Below are 18,515 nucleotides of genomic sequence, written 5' to 3' on the forward strand. Positions count from 1 at the left end.
AGAGACAGGGGGGTCACTTCACCGTCGTGATGCGGAAGATGGGGTGGCGCTCGGAGATGCGGATCAGCTCGCTCTCCGGGGACTTGGCGTTGACCTCGGCGAAGTAGTCGCCGACCTCCATGCCCCAGCGCTTGAGGTAGGCGCGCAGCAGGGCGGGCTTGGTGGTGTCGTCGAGCTCTACGGCGGTGAAGCGCTGGGTGCGGGGGCCGAGGCGGAGCTCGCCCTCGCCGGCGGCGCGGAGGTTGCGGACCCACTGGGTGTGGCCGCGGGGGGCGACGAGGTAGCGCTCGCCCTTGTATCGGAGTGGATTGACGACCTGGGTCCGCCATTCGCCGCTCTTGCGGCCGCGGATGGCGAGGATGCGCTTGCCGTTGACCGGGAGGCCGTGGGCGGCGAGCCAGCCGATGGAGCGGTGGATGCGGTTCTTGCGCTCGGCCTCGGTGGGCTTCATGTAGAAGGGCTGGTTGTCGTTCGGCTGCTCGGACATCGTGACTCCAGTGATTCGTAGTGAGAGCGGCGCTTCCTTCTGAGAGCAGTGCTCTCGCTTGAGATCAGTCTGCACCGGGGCGGTGCTCAAAAGCAAGAGCAGTGCTCTCGTTTTTGTGCAGTGCTCCGAAATGTGGCACACTGTCACGCATGCCAGCACTCCAGGGAGCCCGCGAACGCGCCCGCGCGGAGGTCACCTCCGCGATCAAGGAGGAGGCCCGCCGCCGCCTCGCCGAGGAGGGCGCCGCCAAGCTCTCCCTGCGCGCCGTCGCGCGCGAGCTCGGCATGGTCTCCTCCGCGCTGTACCGCTACTTCCCCAGCCGCGACGACCTGCTCACCGCGCTGATCATCGACGCGTACAACTCCCTCGGCGAAGCCGCCGAGCGCGCCCGTACCACCGCACCCGCCGGCCACCCCGTCGCCCGCTGGCTCGCCGTCTGCCGCGCGATCCGCGCCTGGGCGCGGGCTCATCCGCACGAGTACGCGCTGATCTACGGTTCGCCCGTCCCCGGTTACCAGGCGCCCCAGGACACCACCGCCCCGGCCTCCCGCACCGCCCTGGCCTTGCTGGCAGTGCTGCAAGAGGCCGGCGAGGAAGGGCTGCTCGCGGAGCCGCCCGCCTCCGCCCCGGCCGTGGCCCAGGATGTGGAGCGGCTGCTCGAGCGGCTGGACATCGAGCTCTCGGTGTCGGCGACGGCGGCCTTCGCCGCGGCCTGGGCGCAGCTGTTCGGGCTGGTGAGCTTCGAGCTCTTCGGGCAGTACGACGGCGTCATCGAGGCCCGCGACGAGTTCTTCGACCAGGCCGCCGCAGGCCTCGCCCGCGCTATCGGCCTGCGAGTCCACGACGCACCCGCCGCCTGAGCCGCGCCGGAAGCGCCTACTCCAGTGGGAGTACGTGTGATCACCGCGCCTGGCTGACGCCCGCGCCCCGCCCGCCGGTCTAGCGTTGCAGGCATGAAGCGACCGGTGGCCCCCTGGACGGGGCATGACGAGGACGGCGGCGGTACGCCGCGGGCCATGCCGCGCTGGCTGGCGCAGGCGCCGACGGACCGCCTGCCGTGGCGGACGACGCTGTTCCTGACCTTGTTCATGGTCGCCGGGACCAAGGGCGCCGCGGGGGGTTTCGAAGGGGGCCCCGGCCGGGGTTACCCGGGCCGCGAGGTGGCTTCCGACCTCGAAAGGGTGGCCCCGAACGGCTGGGCCTACGCCCTGGTCATCGCCACCGGCCTGCTCCTCCTCTTCCGCTACCGCTACCCCCCGGTCGCCCTCTTCGGCACCACCACCGCCGTCCTCGGCTACCTGGCCGCCGGCTACGTCTACGGCCCCGTCTTCATCGGCCCCGCCGTCGCCGTCTTCGCCGCGATCGCCGCGGGCCACCGGAGGCTCGGGTGGAGCGCGGTCGCCGCCTTCGCACTCGGCCAGACCCTCACGCACCTCCTCTACGAGCACCTGCCACCCTCCGACGACGCCGCCCCCAGCTGGGGCCAACTGCTCTTCGCCGCCGCCTGGATCGCCGCCGTCGTCGCCGGCGGCGAGCTCCTCCGCTCCCGCCGCGAGCAGTGGGCCCAGCAGCGCGCCGAGCGCGCCGCCGCCCAGCGGCGCCGCGCCGACGAGGAGCGGCTGCGCATCGCCCGCGAACTGCACGATGTGCTCGCGCACAGCATCTCCGTCATCAACGTCCAGGCCGGCGTCGGCCTCGCCCTCCTCGACCAGCACCCGGAGAAGGCCCGCGAGGCGCTGACCACCATCAAGGGCGCCAGCAAGGAGGCCCTCGGCGAGGTACGCCAGGTCCTGGAGGCGCTCCGCACCCCGGGCGGCTCCGCTCCGCGCACCCCCGCCCCCGGCCTCGCCCGGCTCCGCGAACTCACCGACCAGGCCGCCTCCGCGGGCCTCACCGTCGACGTCACGACCGAGGGCAAGCGCCGCGACGTCCCCCCGGCCGCCGACCTCGCCGCCTTCCGTATCGTCCAGGAGGCGCTGACCAACATCGTCCGCCACTCCGGCTCCCGCACCGCCCGCGTCCTCGTCTCCTACGACCCCGGCGAGCTCCGGCTTCGTATCGATGACGACGGGCCGGCCACCGCGGGCGGCGAGACCGGCGGCGGCAACGGCCTGGTCGGCATGCGCGAGCGCGCCGCCGCGCTCGGCGGCACGGTCGACGCGGGGCCGCGGCCCGACGGCGGCTTCCGGGTTCTGGCGCGGCTGCCCCTCAGCGAGGGCGGAACGGCTAGGTTGGCCGAGGCCACGGACGGCAAGGAGGGGCTCAAGTGATCCGGGTAGTGCTCGCCGACGACCAACTGCTGGTGCGAGCGGGCTTCAGCGCCCTGCTCGACGCCCAGACGGACATCGAGGTCGCGGGCGAGGCCGCCGACGGCGAACAGGCCGTCGCGATGGTCCGCGAACTCAAGCCCGACATCGTCCTGATGGACATCCGCATGCCGGAGCTCGACGGCCTCGCCGCCACCCGCCTGATCACCGACGACCCGGCGCTCGCGGACGTACGGGTGGTCATGCTCACCACCTTCGAGCTGGACGAGTACGTCTTCGAGGCCATCCGCGCCGGCGCCTCCGGCTTCCTCGTCAAGGACACCGAGCCGGACGAACTGCTGCGCGCCGTACGCTCCGTCGTCGACGGCGACGCCCTGCTCTCACCCGGCGTCACCCGCCGCCTGATCTCAGAATTCGCTGCCCGCTCCAAGGAACCGAAGGCCGCCACGGGCCTGGACGAACTCACCGAGCGCGAACGCGAGGTCATGGCCCTGGTAGGCATGGGCCTCTCCAACGAGGAAATCGCCCGCCGCCTGGTAGTCAGCCCTCTCACAGCCAAAACCCACGTAAGCCGCACCATGATCAAACTCCACGCCCGCGACCGCGCCCAACTGGTCGTCCTCGCCTACGAATCCGGCCTGGTCCGCCCCGGCTGGCTCGGCTGACCCGCCGCGTACCCGTCCGGCTCCCTCCCCAGCGGCTGCGTGACCGGGTCGAGGTGGGGGAGTGGCGGTATCGGGCGGGTGGCCTCCTTGCCTGCCGCGACTGTCAGGGTTTCGCCGTGGTGGGTGAGTTCCAGGGGTTCGCCGCCGAGGAGGCGGTAGCGGGCCTCGTCGGGGAGGACCTCGACGCGTAGGCAGCGGCCGCGGAAGCCGAGGCGGAAGGACAACCGGCGTAGGGCCGGGGGGAGGCGGGGGGCGAAGGAGAGGCGGCCGTCGTGGTCGCGCATGCCGCCGCAGCCGGCCACCGCCATGCTCCAGGCGCCGGCCATGGAGGCGATGTGCAGGCCGTGGCCGATGTTGCGGTGCAGGTCGCGAAGGTCGGTGAGGGCCGTTTCGCGCCAGTACGCGTACGCCAGGTCGAGGTAGCCGACCTCCGCCGCCACCACGCCCTGGGTCGCCGCCGAGAGCGATGAGTCGCGGACCGTTCTGGCCTCGTAGTACGCGAAGTTGCGCAGTTTCTCCGCCGCCGTGAAGGCGTCCCCGCGCAGGTGCAGCGCCAGCACCAGGTCGGCCTGCTTGATGACCTGCTTGCGGTAGATCTCGAAGTACGGGTGAGTGAGCAGCAGCGGGTAGTGCTCCGCGGTGGTGGCCGCGAAGTCCCACTCGGCGTGCTCGGTGAAGCCCTGCGACTGGTTGTGCACGCCGAGGTGTTCGTCGTACGGGACCACGACCTTGTCGGCCGCGAGCCGCCACGCCTTCAGCTCCTCCGGGTCCACCCCGAACGCCGCCGCGGCCTCGGGCCGCCGCTCGCACACCGCCGCCGCCTCGCGCAGATTCCGCTGCGCCATCAGGTTGGTGTACGCGTTGTCGTCGACCACCGCCGTGTACTCGTCCGGGCCGGTGACGCCGTGGATGCGGAAGCCGCCCTCGCCGTCGAAGTGGCCCAGCGAGGTCCACAGCCGCGCCGTCTCCACCAGCAGCTCGAGGCCCGTACTGGCGTCGAACTCGGCGTCATCCGTGGCCGCCACGTACCGGGCGACGGCGTCGGCGATGTCGGCGTTGATGTGGAAGGCCGCGGTGCCCGCGGGCCAGTAGCCCGAGCACTCCTCGCCGCGGATCGTCCGCCACGGGAACGCCGCGCCCTGCTGGCCCAGCGTCTCCGCCCGCTCGCGCGCCAGCGGCAGCGTCGAATGCCGCCAGCCGAGCGCGTCGCGGGCGGCGCGCGGGGCGGTATACGTGAGGACCGGGAGCACGAAGGTCTCGGCGTCCCAGAAGGTGTGGCCGTCGTAGCCGGGGCCGGTCAGGCCCTTCGCCGGGATCGCCCGGCCCTGGGCGCGCAGCGCCGCCTGCAGGGTGTGGAAGAGCGCGAAGCGCACCGCCTGCTGCAGCTCGGGGTCGCCGTCGATCTCGACGTCGGCGTTGGACCAGAACTCCTCCAGCGCGGCGGACTGTTCGGCCGCCAGCCCCTCCCAGCCCGCCAGCCGGGCGGTGGCGAGCGCGCCCTCGACCTGGTCGCGCAGGGCCGCGGTGGAGCGGCGGTGCGACCAGCCGTAGGCGAGATACTTCACCAGCCGCACCCGCTCCCCGCGGGGCACCCGGGTGGCGACGGTGAGGCGGGCGAGGTTGTCGTTCACGACCATCGAGGTGTCCGCCCGGCCGGGCGTGGACACCAAGTGGTCGGCGCCGACCGCCACCCGCAGCCCGCTGCGCTTGGTGCGGTGCACCAGCGCCGCCTCGGTGCCCTGCCCGAAGGCGGACTGCGGCTCCAGCGAGGCGCCGATCGCTGCCATGCCGCGCGGGTCGTGCGCGTCGCCGTTGTGCCCCGGCTCGGCCACCAGCAGGTCCGACTGGATCGCGATGTCCAGGTCGCCGTCGAGCGGCTCGACCTCGTACGAAATGGCGGCGATGGAGCGGCGGGTGAAGGAGACCAGGCGCTGGGAGCTGACGCGGACGCTGCGGCCGCTGGGGGAGGTCCAGTCGGTGCGGCGGGAGAGGATGCCCGTACGGAAGTCGAGGCACTGCTCGTGGGCGTGGACCTCGCCGTAGCGCAGGTCGAGCGGGGAGTCGCCGGCGATCAGCCGGATGATCTTGCCGTCGGTGACGTTGACCAGCGTCTGCCCTGAGGCGGGGAAGCCGTAGCCGACCTCGGCGTGCGAGTACGGGCGCTCCTCGAAGAAGCCGTTCAGATACGTGCCTGGCACCGAGCGCGGCTCGCCCTCGTCGAGGGTGCCGCGCAGCCCGACGTGGCCGTTGGCGAGCGCGAAGATCGACTCGGACTGGGCGATGGCGCCGAGGTCCAGCTGCCGGACCCGTACTGCCCACGGCTCGACGTCGAAGACCGGGCCGCCGGCGGTCACGCGGTCTCCCCGAGCAGCTCGGACAGGTCGTCGACGACGACATCTGCGCCGCTCTGCAGCAGCGCGTCCCGCTGGCCGAGGCGGTCCACGCCGACCACGTGCGCGAAGTCGCCGGCCCGCCCGGCGGCCACCCCGGCGAGCGCGTCCTCGAAGACGGCGCAGGCGGCGGGCTTCAGGCCGAGGTCGGCGGCGGCGGCGAGGAAGGTGTCGGGGGCGGGCTTGCCCGCGAGGCCGCGTTCGGCGCGGACGATGCCGTCGACGCGGGTGTCGAAGAGGTCGGTGATCCCGGCGGCGGCCAGCACCTCGGCGCAGTTGGCGGAGGCGGTGACGACCGCGGTGGCGTAGCCCGCCTCGCGCACGGCGCGCACGTACTGGACCGAGCCGTCGTAGACCGCGACGCCGTGGCTGCGCAGCTGCTCCAGCAGGCGGGCGTTCTTGCGGTTGCCGACGGCGGAGATCGTCTGTCCCGTGGGCGGGTCGGCGGGGCTGCCCTCGGGGAGGGTGATCCCGCGCGAGGCGAGGAAGTCGCGGACGCCGTCCATCCGCGGCTTGCCGTCGACGAACGCCTGGTAGTCGGCGTCGGTGAACGGCTCGGCGAGGCCGCGCTCGGCCAGCACCTCGTCGAAGACCGCGCGCCAGGCGGCCAGATGGGCCTCCATGGTGCGGGTCAGCACGCCGTCGAGATCGAATAAGCAGGCGCGTACGTCCGCCGGCAGTCCCAGCACATTGCCTCCAGCCCGGGGGTGGGATCCAGCGATGGTAGGCGTGCCGGGCGCCCGGTGTCAGCCGGTCCCAGCTGCCCACTTTCGCCTGTGGCCGAAGAGCGTCGCGTGGCCCGCTTGCACGCGGCTAGCGTGCCGGTCGATGTCAGCCGGTCCAGCGGTAGCGGTGCTCGGGGCGGCCGGTGCCGCCGTACTTCAGGGACAGCTCGGCGCGGCCGGACTCCGCGAAGTACTCGAGGTAGCGGCGGGCCGCGACCCGGGAGATCTCCCCGGCCCGGGCGCACTCGGCGGCCGAGAGGCCGTCGGGGTGCTCGCGCAGCACACGCTCCACCAGGTCCGCGGTGCGCGTGTTGAGGCCTTTGGGGAGCGTACGGGACACGGTGGGGCGCGCGCCGAAGACCGCGTCCACGTCGTCCTGGCCCGCGTCGCCCAGCGCGTCGAGCTTGGCGCGGGTCGCGGCGTAGTGGCGCAGCTGCTCCTGCAGCGCGGACTGGGTGAACGGCTTGATGACGTAGTACAGCGCACCGCCGCGCAGCGCGCCGCGGATGGTGTCCGTGTCCCGGGAGGCGGTGATCACCAGCACGTCGGTGTCCAGGCCGCTGCTGTCGTCGCCGCGCAGCTTCCGCAGCACCGTGATGCCGTCCATGTCCGGCAGATAGATGTCGAGCAGCACCAGGTCCGGCCGCAGCCGCTCGACCGCGCGCAGCGCCTCGGCGCCGCCGTGCGCCACCCCGGCCACCTCGAAGCCCTCGGTGTCCGAGACATAGCGGCTGTGCAGCTTGGCAACCATGAAGTCGTCGTCCACGACCAGCACCCGGATCATCCGGGACACGTTACGCGTCACAGGGCGCGACTTCCCGCGACCAAAACGACCACAACTTTCCTTGCGGCCGGAAGAGAGACAGTCCGTTAACCCGGCGGCAACATGTGGGCCTCATCACGTGATCCCCCGTCCCCCCGTACGCACCTCAATGAAGAGGCGGTGACTCCCTTGCGCCCGCGCACTCCCCTTGCGCTCGCCGTAGCGGCACTGCTCGTCCTGCTCGGCCCGCCGCTGCTCACCTCGGGCAGCGGCGAGGCGACCGGCACGCAGATACCCGGCCTGCAGTTCATGGTCCCGAACTCGCCGGGCGGCGGCTACGACATCACCGCCCGTACCGCGGCGAAGAACATCGAGGACGAAGACCTCAACAACAACGTCGAGGTCTACAACCTGGACGGCGCCGGCGGCACCGTCGGCCTCACCGCGCTGATCAACGACCGCGGCAACGAGAAGCTCGCCATGTCCATGGGCCTCGGCGTCGTCGGCGCCCAGCGGACGAACGACACCGACTCGCGGCTGTCCCAGACCACCCCGATCGCCCGGCTCACCGAGGAGCCGGACATCGTCGTCGTGCCGAAGAACTCGAAGTACAAGACCTTCAACCAGCTGCTGAAGGACTGGAAGGCCCGCCCCGGCAAGATGCCGGTCGGCGGCGGCTCCTCGCCCGGCGGCCCGGACCACCTCGCCCCGATGCTGATGGCCCGCGAGGCCGGCATCACCCCGAAGGACGTCAATTACGTGCCCTTCGACGGCGGCGGCGAGCTGCTCGCCTCCATCCTCGGCGGCAAGGTCGCGTTCGGCGTCTCCGGCGTCGGCGAATACCTCGACCAGATCAAGTCGGGCGATCTGCGGGTCCTCGCGGTGACCAGCCCGAAGCCGCACCCCGGCCTGGACGCGCCGACGCTGAAGGAGACGGGGCTCGACGTCGAGTTCACCAACTGGCGCGGCATCGTCGCCCCGCCCGGCCTGTCCGACGCCGACCGGGACCGGCTGATCAAGCTCTTCGACCGGCTGCACGACAGCGCCGCCTGGCGCGAGTCGCTGAAGAAGAACGGGTGGACGGACGCCTATATGACCGGCGCGAAGTTCGGCGATTTCCTCGACGCCCAGGACAAGCGGGTGGTCTCGGTGCTGAAGGAGCTGGACCTGTGACGACTCTGACCAAGGCACCCGAGGACGCGCTGCCTCCGGAGGGCCGCCGCAGCTGGCTCAAGGAGCACTCCGAGCTGGGCCTGTGCGCCCTGCTCGCCGTGCTCGGCATCCTCGTCCTGACCGACGCCCTCACCATGGACGACCACTTCGCCCAGCGCGGCCCGGTCGGCCCGCAGGCGGTGCCCACCGTCGTCGGCATCGCGCTGCTGCTCGTCGCCGCGCTGCTCACCGCGGACGTGCTCCGCGGCGGCAAGGGCGAGGCCGAGACCGGCGAGGACGTCGACCTGGACACGCCCGCCGAATGGCGCACGGTCCTGATGCTCGCCGGGGTCTTCCTCGGCAACGCCGTCCTCATCGGCATCGTCGGCTTCCCCATCTCCGGGGCGCTGCTCTTCTGGGGCGCGGCGTACGTCCTTGGCAGCCGCAACCTCACCCGCGATCCGCTGATCGCCGCGGCGCTCTCGCTGGCGACGTATGTCGTCTTCAACAACCTGCTGGGCGTCCCGCTCCCCGGTGGCCCGCTGATGGGGGTGCTGTGACATGGATTCGCTGACTTCACTCATGGACGGCTTCGGCACCGCGCTGACGCCGATCAACATCCTCTGGGCCGCCGTCGGCGTGCTGCTCGGCACCGCGATCGGCGTGCTCCCGGGCATCGGCCCGGCGATGGCGGTGGCGCTGCTGCTGCCGGTGACGTACGGGCTGGACCCGACGGCCGCGTTCATCATGTTCGCGGGCATCTACTACGGCGGCATGTTCGGCGGCTCGACGACCTCGATCCTGCTCAACACCCCGGGAGAATCAGCGGCCGTGGTCGCGGCCATGGAGGGCAACCCCATGGCGAAATCCGGCCGCGGCTCGCAGGCCCTCGCGGCCGCCGCCGTCGGCCACTTCATCGGTGGCATCATCGGCACCTGCCTGCTGGTGGCGCTGGCCCCGGTGGTCGCGGACCTGGCAGTGGACATCGGCGCGCCCGACTACTTCGCCATCATGGTGCTCGCCTTCATCGCCGTGACCTCGGTGCTGGGCAAGTCCCGTATCCGCGGCTTCGCCTCGCTGCTCATCGGCCTCACCCTCGGCCTGGTCGGCATGGACCAGATGACCGGCCAGCAGCGCCTGACCTTCGGCTCCCTCCACCTCAGCGACGGCATCGACGTCATCATCGTGGCCGTCGGCCTCTTCGCCATCGGCGAGGCGCTGTGGGTGGCCGCGCACCTGAAGTCCGGCGGCGACGGCGCGATCCCGGTCGGCCGGCCGTGGCTGGACAAGAAGGACCTCAAGCGCACCTGGAAGCCCTGGCTGCGCGGCCCGGTGATCGGCTTCCCGTTCGGCGCGATCCCCGCCGGCGGCGCGGAGATCCCGACCTTCCTGTCGTACGTGACGGAGAAGCGGCTCTCCAAGCACAAGGACGAGTGGGGCAAGGGCGCGATCGAGGGCGTCGCGGGCCCGGAGTCGACGGCCTCCGCCTCGGCGGCCGGCACCCTGGTCTCGATGCTGACCCTCGGCCTGCCGACGACGGCGGTCGCGGCGGTCATGCTGGCGGCCTTCCAGCAGTACGGCATCCAGCCGGGCCCGCTGCTCTTCGAGCGGGAGCCGGACCTGGTGTGGGGCCTGATCGCCTCGCTGTTCGTCGGCATGGTGCTGCTGCTGGTGCTCAACCTGCCGCTCGCCCCGGTCTGGGCGAAGCTGCTGCGCATCCCGCGGCCGTACCTGTACGCGGGGATCATGTTCTTCGCGGCGGTCGGCGCGTACGCGGTCAGCGGCGAGGCCCTCGACCTCTTCATCCTGCTGATCATCGGCCTCATCGGCCTGGCGATGCGCCGCTACGGCCTGCCGGTACTGCCGGCGGTCATCGGCGTGATCCTCGGCCCGGCCGCGGAGAACCAGATGCGCCGCGCCCTGCAGATCAGCGACGGCAGCCTGACGGGCCTGGTCAACAGCCCGTTCGCGGTGACGGTTTACGCGATCGTGGCGCTGATCCTGGCGTGGCCGTGGGTGCGGAAGCTGCTGCCGGCCCGGCGTACCGAGGAGCGCGCCGAGGAGCGCGTCTAGCGGCGGCCGAACCGCCGCAGCGTCCAGCAGATGCGGGCCGCGAAGACCACCACGGCGGTGATCTTCGCGGCCCGCCACAGGTTGGCGAGGGTCGTGATGGGCACATCGCCGAGGAACAGCACCGGACTCATCACCAGCGCAAAAGCCGCGCCGGCGAGGAGCACCCCGGTGACCGCGGCGTACACGATCTCCACCGTCGTGTCGTCACGTTCCGTCTGTGTCCTTGGCCCCCGCATAGGACGACTATGCCTGTAACGACCGGGCCCGCACCCCTTGGGAAGGGATACGGGCCCGGACGTTCACATGCGGACGCTCACTCTCCGGCGCGCACCCGCTCCGCTTCTGCGGCCGCCTCCTCCTGTACGGACCGGGCGACGAGGATCGTCTGGGTCGGCGTGCGCCGCCGCCGAAGCCCCGGCAGCGTCAGCAGCAGCCCGGCGAAGGCGATGCCGGCGACCACCCACAGGCCGGACTTGAAGGTGTCGAAGACCTCCTGCGGCGAGGACGTCGCCGAGGTGTCGCCCGCCGTCACCACCGCCGTGACGATGGCGAGGAAGATCGCGCCACCCACCTGGAACGAGGTGTTCAGCAGCCCGGACACCATGCCCTGCTCCTCGTCCTTGACGCCATTGGTGGCCTGGATGTTGAGCGAGGCGAAGGCGACGGCGAAGCCCGCGCCGAGCAGCAGCATCGAGGGCAGCAGCAGACCCGCGTACGACGGGCTGAGGTCCGCGCGCAGGAACAGCAGATAGCCGGCGAGGTGGAAGCCGAACCCGAGGACGATCATCAGCGGGGTGCCGAAGCGGTCGATGACCGAGCCGATCTTCGTGGACGACAGGGCCACCAGCGCACCCGCAGGCAGGATGGCGAGCGCCGTCTCCAGCGCCGACCAGCCGAGCAGGTTCTGCATGTACTGCGTGGCGAGGAACTGGAAGCCGATGTAGCCGCCCATGAACAGCGCCCCGCCGACGTTGGCGCGGAGGATGTTGCCCGAGCGCAGCACCCCGAGCCGGATCAGCGGCTTCGGCGTGCGCAGTTCGATGGTGACGAAGGTCGCCAGCAGCAGCGCGACGGCCGCGAAGGAGACGAGCGTACGGGCGGCGCCCCAGCCGATCTCGGGCGCCTCCACGACGGTGAAGACCAGCAGCATCATGGCGGCCGTACCGGTGAGCGCGCCCGGCACGTCGTACTGGCCGCGGCCGCCCTCGGCGCGCTTGGACTGCGGGATGACCTTGAGGCCGATGAACAGCGCGATCAGCGCGATCGGCGCCGGCAGCAGCATGGTCCAGCGCCAGGAGATCTCGGTGAGCAGGCCGGAGAAGACCAGGCCCATCGAGTAACCGGTGGCGCCGCAGGTGGTGTAGAGGGCGAGGGCGCGGTTGCGCATCGGGCCCTCGGCGAAGGTGGTGGTGATGATGGACAGGCCCGCGGGCGCGGTGAACGCGGCGCTCAGGCCCTTGATGATGCGGGTGGCGATCAGCAGGTTGCCGTCGTCGACGATGCCGCCGAGGACGGACGCGACGGCGAAGACGCCGAGCGCGATGAGGAAGACGCGGCGGCGGCCGAGGAGGTCGGCCGCCCTGCCGCCGAGGAGCAGCAGGCCGCCGTAGCCGAGGATGTAGCCGCTGACGATCCACTGCAGGGACGAAGTGCCGAGGCCCAGGTCGGCGCCGATGGAGGGGAGCGCGACCCCGACCATCGAGACGTCGAGGGCATCCAGGAAGAGGGCGGCGCACAGCACGATGAGGGTGGCCCACAGACGGGGCGTCCAACGCTGCTCTGCCGCAGGGACGTTGTGCGGAGTCATGGGAGGAGACACTACATGCATGTGCATCAGATGCAAGCGCATTTAATTCACGTGCAATAAAGCCCGCGCTCTGTTACGGTGCCGCCATGGCAGGCATGAAGGGCGCTGCGACTGACGCAGCCGTCGTCGCCGAGTGGCGCGAGATCCGTGCCGCGCACGCGCGGACGATGTGTGAGCTGGACCGGCAGCTGCATCCGCACGGCCTGGGCGCCAGCGACTTCGAGGTGCTCGACGTGCTCGTGGGCGCCGGCGGTATGCGGGTGCAGGAGCTCGCCGACCGGGTGTGCCTGAGCCAGAGCGCGCTGTCCCGGCTGGTGGCGCGGCTGGAGAAGAACGGCCTGCTCAACCGCGGCATGTGCCCCGAGGACCGGCGCGGCGTGAGCGTCTGCGTCACGGACGCGGGCCGGGATCTGCACCGCGAGGTGCGCCCGCTGCAGCGCGCGACGCTGGAGCGGATGCTGCGCGACGTCAGGTGATCTGCGACGTTTCCCGCCAGAGCGCGGCCAGCGCCGCGTCGCCGGTGATCGTCGCCGCCGTCAGCGGCAGCCGGTTCCACAGCATGAGGTAGAGATCCTGCGCGCGCCCGGCCAGCTCGCAGTCGGCCTGGCCATCCGCGGACCGCTCGGTGCGCGGCGGCGCGTCGGGGGAGAGCCGTACGGTCCACGCCGCGGCCGCGTCGGAAGGCCGTACCCGTAGAATCCGCGGCCGCTGCGCGCGCACCCGGCTCTTCGGACGGGCGTGGAAGCCGGTCAGCAGCTCATCGATGCCGTCGGCCGCGAAGTCCGGGTCCAGCGGCGTGAGTTCCCCGCCGCGCGCCGACTCGGCGTCCACCCGGTGCACCGCCGTCTCGTGCGCCTGCCGCCGGGCCCAGAAGGTGAGTGGTGAAGCGGCGGGCATGAAGGCCCAGCAGTCCGTCTCCGGACCGGCCGTCCGCAGCGTACGGACCAGATGGCCATGCCCGTCCCGGAACCAGGGCAGCAGCCCGGCGCCCGTCGGCTCGTCCGGCATCGGATCCTCCGGTACGGGCCCGGGCAGCCGCTCGGCGACGATCCGGGCCGCCCAGCGGTGGAAGGTGCTCGTATGCCGGACCAGGTCCCCGGTCGTCCAGCCGGGGCAGGTCGGGACGGGAGTGAGCTCGCCGGCCTTGTCGGCCGCCGCCGCGAGCAGTTCACCCTCCCGCTGCAGGTAGTCGATGTACGAGACGGTGCGCATGGCGCGGATTGTGCCCCGCGGGCGGGCGCGGTGTCATGTGCGTCCGAATGCCGGGCGGGTACGGCGGGCCGGCCGCGGGTGTCAGGTCCCCGCGGCCGGCCCGGGTCTCAGGTGCGGACGGCGTTCCTGGTCGTATACGCGACCGTCGCCGACACCGCGGCGAGCAGGGCGATCGTCGTGAGCGCCACCCGCAGTGAGGTCCACTCCGCCAGGAAGCCGATCACCGTGGGGCCCAGCAGCATGCCGCCGTAGCCGAAGGTGCTCGCCATGGCGATGCCGGACGGGCCGGCGAGCGTGCCGGCGCGGGCGATGGTGACGGGGAAGATGTTGGCCAGGCCCAGGCCGGTGAGGGCGAAGCCGGCGATGGCCAGCCAGGGGTTCGGGGCGAGTGAGCCGACCAGCATGCCGGCGGCGGCCGCGGCGCCGCCTCCGGCGAGGGTGCGGGTGGGGCCGAGCCGTTCGACTACGGCGGTGCCGCAGAGCCGGCCGATGGTCATGGCCAGGGCGAAGACCGAGTAGCTGGCGGCGGCGAGGCCGGGGCCCGCGTGCAGCGACTCCTTGAAGTGCAGGGCGCTCCAGTCGGCCATCGAGCCCTCGCCGTACGAGGAGCACAGCACGACCAGGCCGAGCAGGATGATGAGGAGGCGGATGCGGCCGGTGAGGCGCGGTGCGGGGGCGGACTCCTCGGTCTCGGTGGCCGCGGAGTCGAGCTGCGGGGCGCCGCGCAGGAGGGTGGGCGCCGCGGCCGCGGTGATCGCGAGTCCCGCCACCGTGAGCAGCGACAGGTGCCAGGTCGCCGACAGCGAGCCGGCGATCAGGGCTCCGATGCCCGCGCCCACCATGCCGCCCAGGCTGAACGCCGCGTGGAAGCTCGGCATGACCTGCCGCCGCAGCACGGCGATCAGCTCCACGGCGGCGCTGTTCATCGCCACGTTGATGCCGCCGTAGCCGGCCCCGAAGACGAGCAGGACCAGGCCGAGGGCGAGCGCGGAGTGGGTCAGCGGCGGCAGCGCGACGCTGAGGGACAGCAGCACGCCGGCGGCGACCGTGACCGGGCGGGTGCCGAAGCGGTTGCACAGGCGGCCGGTCAGCATCATCGTCGCCACCGCGCCCGCCGATACGGCCAGCAGGGCAAGCCCGAGCGCGCCGTGCGAGGCCCCGGTCTGGGCCTTGATGTCGGGGATACGGACGACCCAGCCGGCGAAGATGAAGCCGTCCAGGGCGAAGAAGGCGGTCAGCGCGATGCGCAGCCGCGTGAGGGCAGGGGCGGTCGCGGAGTCGCGTCGGGACACGGGCAACGCTGCCCGTATTTTGTTTAGCGTCGGCACAAAGACAGAATAGGGGCGTGACCCCGACGCATACAAGGCTCGAACGAGGCCGCAGTGCCCTTGGCCCGGCCCTGGAACTGGTGCACACCGGCCGCGCCCCCACCCGCGCCGTCCTCACCTCGGAGCTCGGCGTGACCCGCGCGACCGCCGGCGCCGTCGCCACGGAACTCGAGGCGCTGCGCCTGATCAAGGTCGACCAGCGCCCGCACGCGGCCGCTGGCCACCAGGGCCGCCCGTCGCACCGGCTGTCGGTCAACCCCGACGGCCCGGTGGCCCTCGCCGCTCAGGTGCACGCGGACGGCTTCCGCGCGGCGCTGGTCGGCCTCGGCGGGCGGATCGTGGCCACCGCGCCGGACTGCATGGACGTACCGGCCGACCCGCAGGCCGTGCTCGCCGCCGTCGTCGAGGCGGGCGCGCAGCTGCTGCGGGAGACCGGACGGCGGTGCGTGGGCGCCGGGTTGGCGGTGCCCTCGGCGGTCGCCGAGCCCGGCGGCGAGGCGCTGAACCCGCTGCACCTCGCCTGGCCGGCCGGCGCCGAGGTGCGGCGCATCTGGGGCGAGTGCCTGACCGAGGCGGGCATCGGCGGCTACGGCGGCTTCACGGGCAACGACATCAACCTCGCGGCGCTGGCGGAACACCGGCACGGGGCCGGGCAGGGCGCGAAGGACCTGCTGTGCGTCGCCACGGGGCACCGGGGGGTCGGCGGTGCACTGGTGCTGGACGGGCGGCTGCACACCGGGAGCGCCGGACTGGCCCTGGAGGTCGGGCACTTGACCGTATGCCCCGACGAGGGCGCGCCCTGCCACTGCGGCAGCCGGGGCTGCCTGGACGTGGAGACCGACCCCCTCGCCTTCCTGACGGCGGCCGGGCGGGAGCCGGGCCCCGAGGTGTCGCTGCTGCAGCAGGCCCGGGACCTGGTGCGCTCCTCGATGGACGACGAGGCGGTACGTACCGCGGTCGAGGTGCTCATCGACCGGCTGGGCCTCGGGCTCGCCGGGCTGGTGAACATCCTCAACCCGGACCGCATCATCCTCGGCGGCCTGCACCGCGACCTGGTCGAGGCGGACCCGGAGCGGCTGCACGGCGTCGTGGCCCGGCGGAGCCTGTGGGGGCGGAGCGGGGCGGTGCCGATCGTGCCGAGCACGCTGGACCACGGCAGCCTGGTGGGCGCGGCGGAGCTGGCGTGGCAGCCGATCCTCGACGATCCGCTGCGCCTGGTGGGCTGAGGATCAGGCTCAGCCGCCGGCCGGCCGGAAGCGGATGGCGGTGCCGCCGGCGGCGGGCAGACGCAGGGTCAGGGCCGTGGACGAGCGCACGGTCCTGGTCTCGACGTCGATCGGGAGCGGGTTGTCGTGCCAGTCGGTGTCGGCGGCGTCGCGGTAGATCTCGGCGAGGAACCGGCCAGGGCCCAGGAAGTGCAGCGGTACGCGGAGGGTGCGGTCCAGCTCGTCGGTGATCGCCCCCAGATACCAGGTGTCGCCCTTGCGGCGGGCGGCCACGGTGTAGTCGCCGATGACGCAGTCCAGGAACCGGGTCTCGTCCCAGCTCGCCGGAAGATTCTTCAGGTACTCGAAGCCCGGGTGGGCGTGGTAGTTCTCCGGGGTGTCGGCCAGCATCTGCAGCGGGCTGAAGAACACGCTGTACAGGGCGAGTTGGGCGGCCGAGGTGGTCTGCACCCGGGTGCCGAGGCCGGCCGGATCCCAGGTCACGTTGAGCACGCCGGGGGTGTAGTCGGCGGGGCCGCCCATGTACCGGGTGAACGGCAGGATCGTGGCCTGCTCCGGCGGGTTGCCGCGCGGGCCCATGTAGTTCTGCTGCTCCATGCCGGCCACGCCCTCGCCGGTCATCATGTTCGGGTACGTGCGCGCCAGGCCGGTCGGCTTGATGGCTTCGTGCGCGTTGATCATGATCTGGTAGCGGGCCGCGGTGTCGATGACCCGCTGGAAGTGGCGTACGGCCTCCTGGTCGAAGGTGCTGCGGGGCACGCCGCCGAGCTCGAACCTGGTGGCGTAGCCGGTCTTGATCGCGTGGATGCCGAGCTCGGCGTACCGCGCGAAGATCGTGTCCAGGTGCTCGTCGTAGTAGTCGACGAAGCCGCGGGTCTCGTTGTGCGCGATGAAGCCGACGCCGTTCTCCCGGGCGTAGCGGAGCACTTCCGTCAGGTCGAAGTCCGGCTGCGGGGTGAGGAAGTCCTGACCGGTCCACTGGCCGCCGGCGCCGGTGTTCCAGCCCTCGGCGAGCACGCTGCGCGCGCCCGCCTCCTTGGCGAGGTCGATGTACTGCTTGACGCGCTCGGTGGTCGCGCCGTGTTTGGGGCCGGCGGTCCAGGTGGTGTGCCGGCGCTGCAGCTCCCACCAGACGCCGACGTAGGTGCCGCTCGAGATCCACGACGTGTCATCGAGCGCGCAGGGCTCGTTCAGGTTCTCGGTCAGGTGCGATTCGGCGAGGTCGCCGGCGCGGTCGCCGATCGTCAGCGTGCGCCACGGGGTGGAGAACTCGCCCTTCAGATGTGCCTTGTTGCCGTCGGGGAGGCTGATCAGTTCGCTGGTCATAGTGCCGGGGCTGGTGCCGTCCGCGACGAGCGTCATGCTCGGATAGTCGATCAGCGCCGCCTCGTGCAGCACCGCGTGGTGACCGGCCGACGTCACCAGCGTCAGCGGGGTCTGCGCGGTCTCCACCTCGGCCAGGGGCGCCCGCCGGTAGTGCTTCTCGTCGGCCCGCCAGTCGTTGCCCGCCGCCAGTGACCAGCTCGTGGCCGTCGGCGGCAGCGCGAACTCGGTGCGCTCGGCGGTGACGGTGTACGCGTCGAGCCCGGGCTGCGCCGGCAGCCGGTAGCGGAAGCCGACGCCGTCGTCGAAGACCCGGACGATGAGGTCGAGCCGGGTCCCGGTCTCCCGCTGCACGGTCCGCAGCACGCTTTCCCGGTAGTTATTGCGTACGCGCGCGTCGGTGCCCCACACCGGGCGCCACCACTCGTCGGCGCTGCGGCGCTCGACGGACTCCGCCACCAGGCCGCTGGTGAGCGAGGGGCGACCGGCCAGGTCGAGTCCGAGCCCGGAGGAGGCCACCAGGACCCGGTCGCGGTAGGCGACTTCGTACCGGAGGCGGCCGTCCACCACCGCGGTGGTCACCCGCACCCGGCCGTTCGGCGAGGAGGTGATGACGCGGCCGGGCTTCGCGGAGGACGCGGCGGCGGGCGCGGCAAGCGCCCCCGTGAGCACGGCACCTGCGGTGGCACCCAGGACTGCACGGCGGTTCGGCTTGCTGACCACTTTCACGCTCCATCGCTGCTGGACGGGTACGGGGGCGGGACTCGTCCGTTCCCACGTTGTACATCCTGTAGTCGATCATCACGGCCTGGCAATGGGTGCGTCGTACGATCCATGCATGGACGACATCCGCAAAGCCGCTGACCGGACAGCCGCCCGTATCGAGGAACTGGACGAAGCGGTCCGGGCCTTCGTGCCGGAGGACGACCGGCGCGGGCGGCTGATGGCCGAGCTCGTGGCGTCGCCGGGGGATGGGGTGCTGGCCGGGGTCGCGGTCGGGGTGAAGGACATCATCAACGCCGACGGGCTGGCGACCCGCGCCGGATCCGCCGTGCCCGCCGAGGAGTTCGACGGGCCGGAGGCGTCGCTGGTGGGGC

General features: G+C 72.2%; 17 protein-coding genes and 1 pseudogene. 9 read left to right on the forward strand and 9 right to left on the reverse strand.

Features of this window, described 5'->3' with window-relative positions; all coding sequences use genetic code 11:
- Positions 1 to 13: 13 nt before the first annotated feature.
- A complete protein-coding gene (locus G5C51_RS28030; protein ID WP_165241041.1) occupies positions 14 to 487 on the reverse strand; it encodes a nitroreductase family deazaflavin-dependent oxidoreductase in 474 nt (157 codons plus the stop codon).
- Positions 488 to 636: 149 nt separating this feature from the next.
- Between G5C51_RS28030 and G5C51_RS28035 the strand changes: the two genes are divergently transcribed.
- The 3 genes from G5C51_RS28035 to G5C51_RS28045 all read left to right on the forward strand — a co-directional run bounded on the left by G5C51_RS28035 (position 637) and on the right by G5C51_RS28045 (position 3,419).
- Complete coding sequence (locus G5C51_RS28035; RefSeq protein WP_165241043.1) at positions 637 to 1,347, forward strand: TetR/AcrR family transcriptional regulator; 711 nt, start codon at positions 637 to 639, stop codon at positions 1,345 to 1,347.
- 93 nt (positions 1,348 to 1,440) lie between these two features.
- Positions 1,441 to 2,757, forward strand: coding sequence for a sensor histidine kinase (locus G5C51_RS28040; protein ID WP_165241045.1), 1,317 nt, complete (start codon positions 1,441 to 1,443; stop codon positions 2,755 to 2,757).
- A complete protein-coding gene (locus tag G5C51_RS28045) occupies positions 2,754 to 3,419 on the forward strand; it encodes a response regulator (protein WP_165241047.1) in 666 nt (221 codons plus the stop codon). The genes G5C51_RS28040 and G5C51_RS28045 overlap by 4 nt, the downstream gene beginning before the upstream one ends.
- Here the strand turns inward: G5C51_RS28045 and G5C51_RS28050 are convergent.
- From G5C51_RS28050 to G5C51_RS28060, 3 genes are all read right to left on the reverse strand, one after another.
- A complete protein-coding gene (locus G5C51_RS28050; protein WP_165241049.1) occupies positions 3,380 to 5,773 on the reverse strand; it encodes a glycosyl hydrolase family 65 domain-containing protein in 2,394 nt (797 codons plus the stop codon). The genes G5C51_RS28045 and G5C51_RS28050 overlap by 40 nt on opposite strands.
- Entirely contained in the window at positions 5,770 to 6,498 is a 729-nt protein-coding gene (locus tag G5C51_RS28055; protein ID WP_165241051.1) for a beta-phosphoglucomutase family hydrolase, read from the reverse strand. Before G5C51_RS28055 ends, G5C51_RS28050 begins: the two co-directional genes overlap by 4 nt.
- 142 nt (positions 6,499 to 6,640) lie before the next feature.
- Entirely contained in the window at positions 6,641 to 7,318 is a 678-nt protein-coding gene (locus G5C51_RS28060; RefSeq protein ID WP_165241053.1) for a response regulator, read from the reverse strand.
- Positions 7,319 to 7,486: 168 nt separating this feature from the next.
- Here G5C51_RS28060 and G5C51_RS28065 point away from each other — a divergent pair, with 168 nt between their 5' ends.
- From G5C51_RS28065 to G5C51_RS28075, 3 genes are read left to right on the forward strand one after another with little or no spacing between them, the layout of a single operon-like run.
- Positions 7,487 to 8,470 (forward strand): Bug family tripartite tricarboxylate transporter substrate binding protein, encoded by a 984-nt coding sequence (locus G5C51_RS28065; protein WP_165241071.1) that lies wholly within the window; start codon positions 7,487 to 7,489, stop codon positions 8,468 to 8,470.
- Between the two features lie 5 nt (positions 8,471 to 8,475).
- On the forward strand, positions 8,476 to 9,009 hold the full coding sequence (locus tag G5C51_RS28070; protein WP_206314411.1) for a tripartite tricarboxylate transporter TctB family protein: 534 nt from the start codon (positions 8,476 to 8,478) through the stop codon (positions 9,007 to 9,009).
- Position 9,010: 1 nt separating this feature from the next.
- Positions 9,011 to 10,522 (forward strand): tripartite tricarboxylate transporter permease, encoded by a 1,512-nt coding sequence (locus G5C51_RS28075; protein WP_165241057.1) that lies wholly within the window; start codon positions 9,011 to 9,013, stop codon positions 10,520 to 10,522.
- On the opposite strand, the gene G5C51_RS28080 is transcribed toward G5C51_RS28075, so the two are convergent.
- Positions 10,519 to 10,758: a DUF6332 family protein gene (locus tag G5C51_RS28080; RefSeq protein WP_165241059.1), complete on the reverse strand. Its 240-nt coding sequence runs from the start codon at positions 10,756 to 10,758 to the stop codon at positions 10,519 to 10,521. The genes G5C51_RS28075 and G5C51_RS28080 overlap by 4 nt on opposite strands.
- A 77-nt stretch (positions 10,759 to 10,835) precedes the next feature.
- Entirely contained in the window at positions 10,836 to 12,329 is a 1,494-nt protein-coding gene (locus G5C51_RS28085) for an MFS transporter (RefSeq protein WP_165241061.1), read from the reverse strand.
- An 86-nt stretch (positions 12,330 to 12,415) separates the two neighbouring features.
- Between G5C51_RS28085 and G5C51_RS28090 the strand changes: the two genes are divergently transcribed.
- Entirely contained in the window at positions 12,416 to 12,805 is a 390-nt protein-coding gene (locus tag G5C51_RS28090) for a MarR family winged helix-turn-helix transcriptional regulator (RefSeq protein ID WP_420824863.1), read from the forward strand.
- Here G5C51_RS28090 and G5C51_RS28095 read toward each other — a convergent pair.
- Positions 12,798 to 13,541, reverse strand: a complete 744-nt coding sequence (locus tag G5C51_RS28095) for a maleylpyruvate isomerase family mycothiol-dependent enzyme (RefSeq protein ID WP_165241063.1) — start codon at positions 13,539 to 13,541, stop codon at positions 12,798 to 12,800. The two genes, G5C51_RS28090 and G5C51_RS28095, sit on opposite strands and share 8 nt — an antisense overlap.
- Before the next feature lie 107 nt (positions 13,542 to 13,648).
- The gene (locus G5C51_RS28100; RefSeq protein ID WP_165241065.1) at positions 13,649 to 14,869 is read right to left on the reverse strand and encodes an MFS transporter; all 1,221 of its coding nucleotides are present in this window, start codon (positions 14,867 to 14,869) and stop codon (positions 13,649 to 13,651) included.
- Positions 14,870 to 14,886: 17 nt separating this feature from the next.
- Here G5C51_RS28100 and G5C51_RS28105 point away from each other — a divergent pair, with 17 nt between their 5' ends.
- Positions 14,887 to 16,095: an ROK family protein gene (locus tag G5C51_RS28105; RefSeq protein ID WP_165241067.1), complete on the forward strand. Its 1,209-nt coding sequence runs from the start codon at positions 14,887 to 14,889 to the stop codon at positions 16,093 to 16,095.
- A 9-nt stretch (positions 16,096 to 16,104) separates the two neighbouring features.
- On the opposite strand, the gene G5C51_RS28110 is transcribed toward G5C51_RS28105, so the two are convergent.
- A complete protein-coding gene (locus G5C51_RS28110) occupies positions 16,105 to 18,141 on the reverse strand; it encodes a glycoside hydrolase family 97 N-terminal domain-containing protein (RefSeq protein ID WP_165241069.1) in 2,037 nt (678 codons plus the stop codon).
- A 115-nt stretch (positions 18,142 to 18,256) separates the two neighbouring features.
- Between G5C51_RS28110 and G5C51_RS28115 the strand changes: the two are divergent.
- Positions 18,257 to 18,515: pseudogene (locus tag G5C51_RS28115) on the forward strand (amidase); the annotation flags it as partial.

The organism is Streptomyces coryli, assembly GCF_011044975.1.
Lineage (GTDB): Bacteria > Actinomycetota > Actinomycetes > Streptomycetales > Streptomycetaceae > Streptomyces > Streptomyces coryli.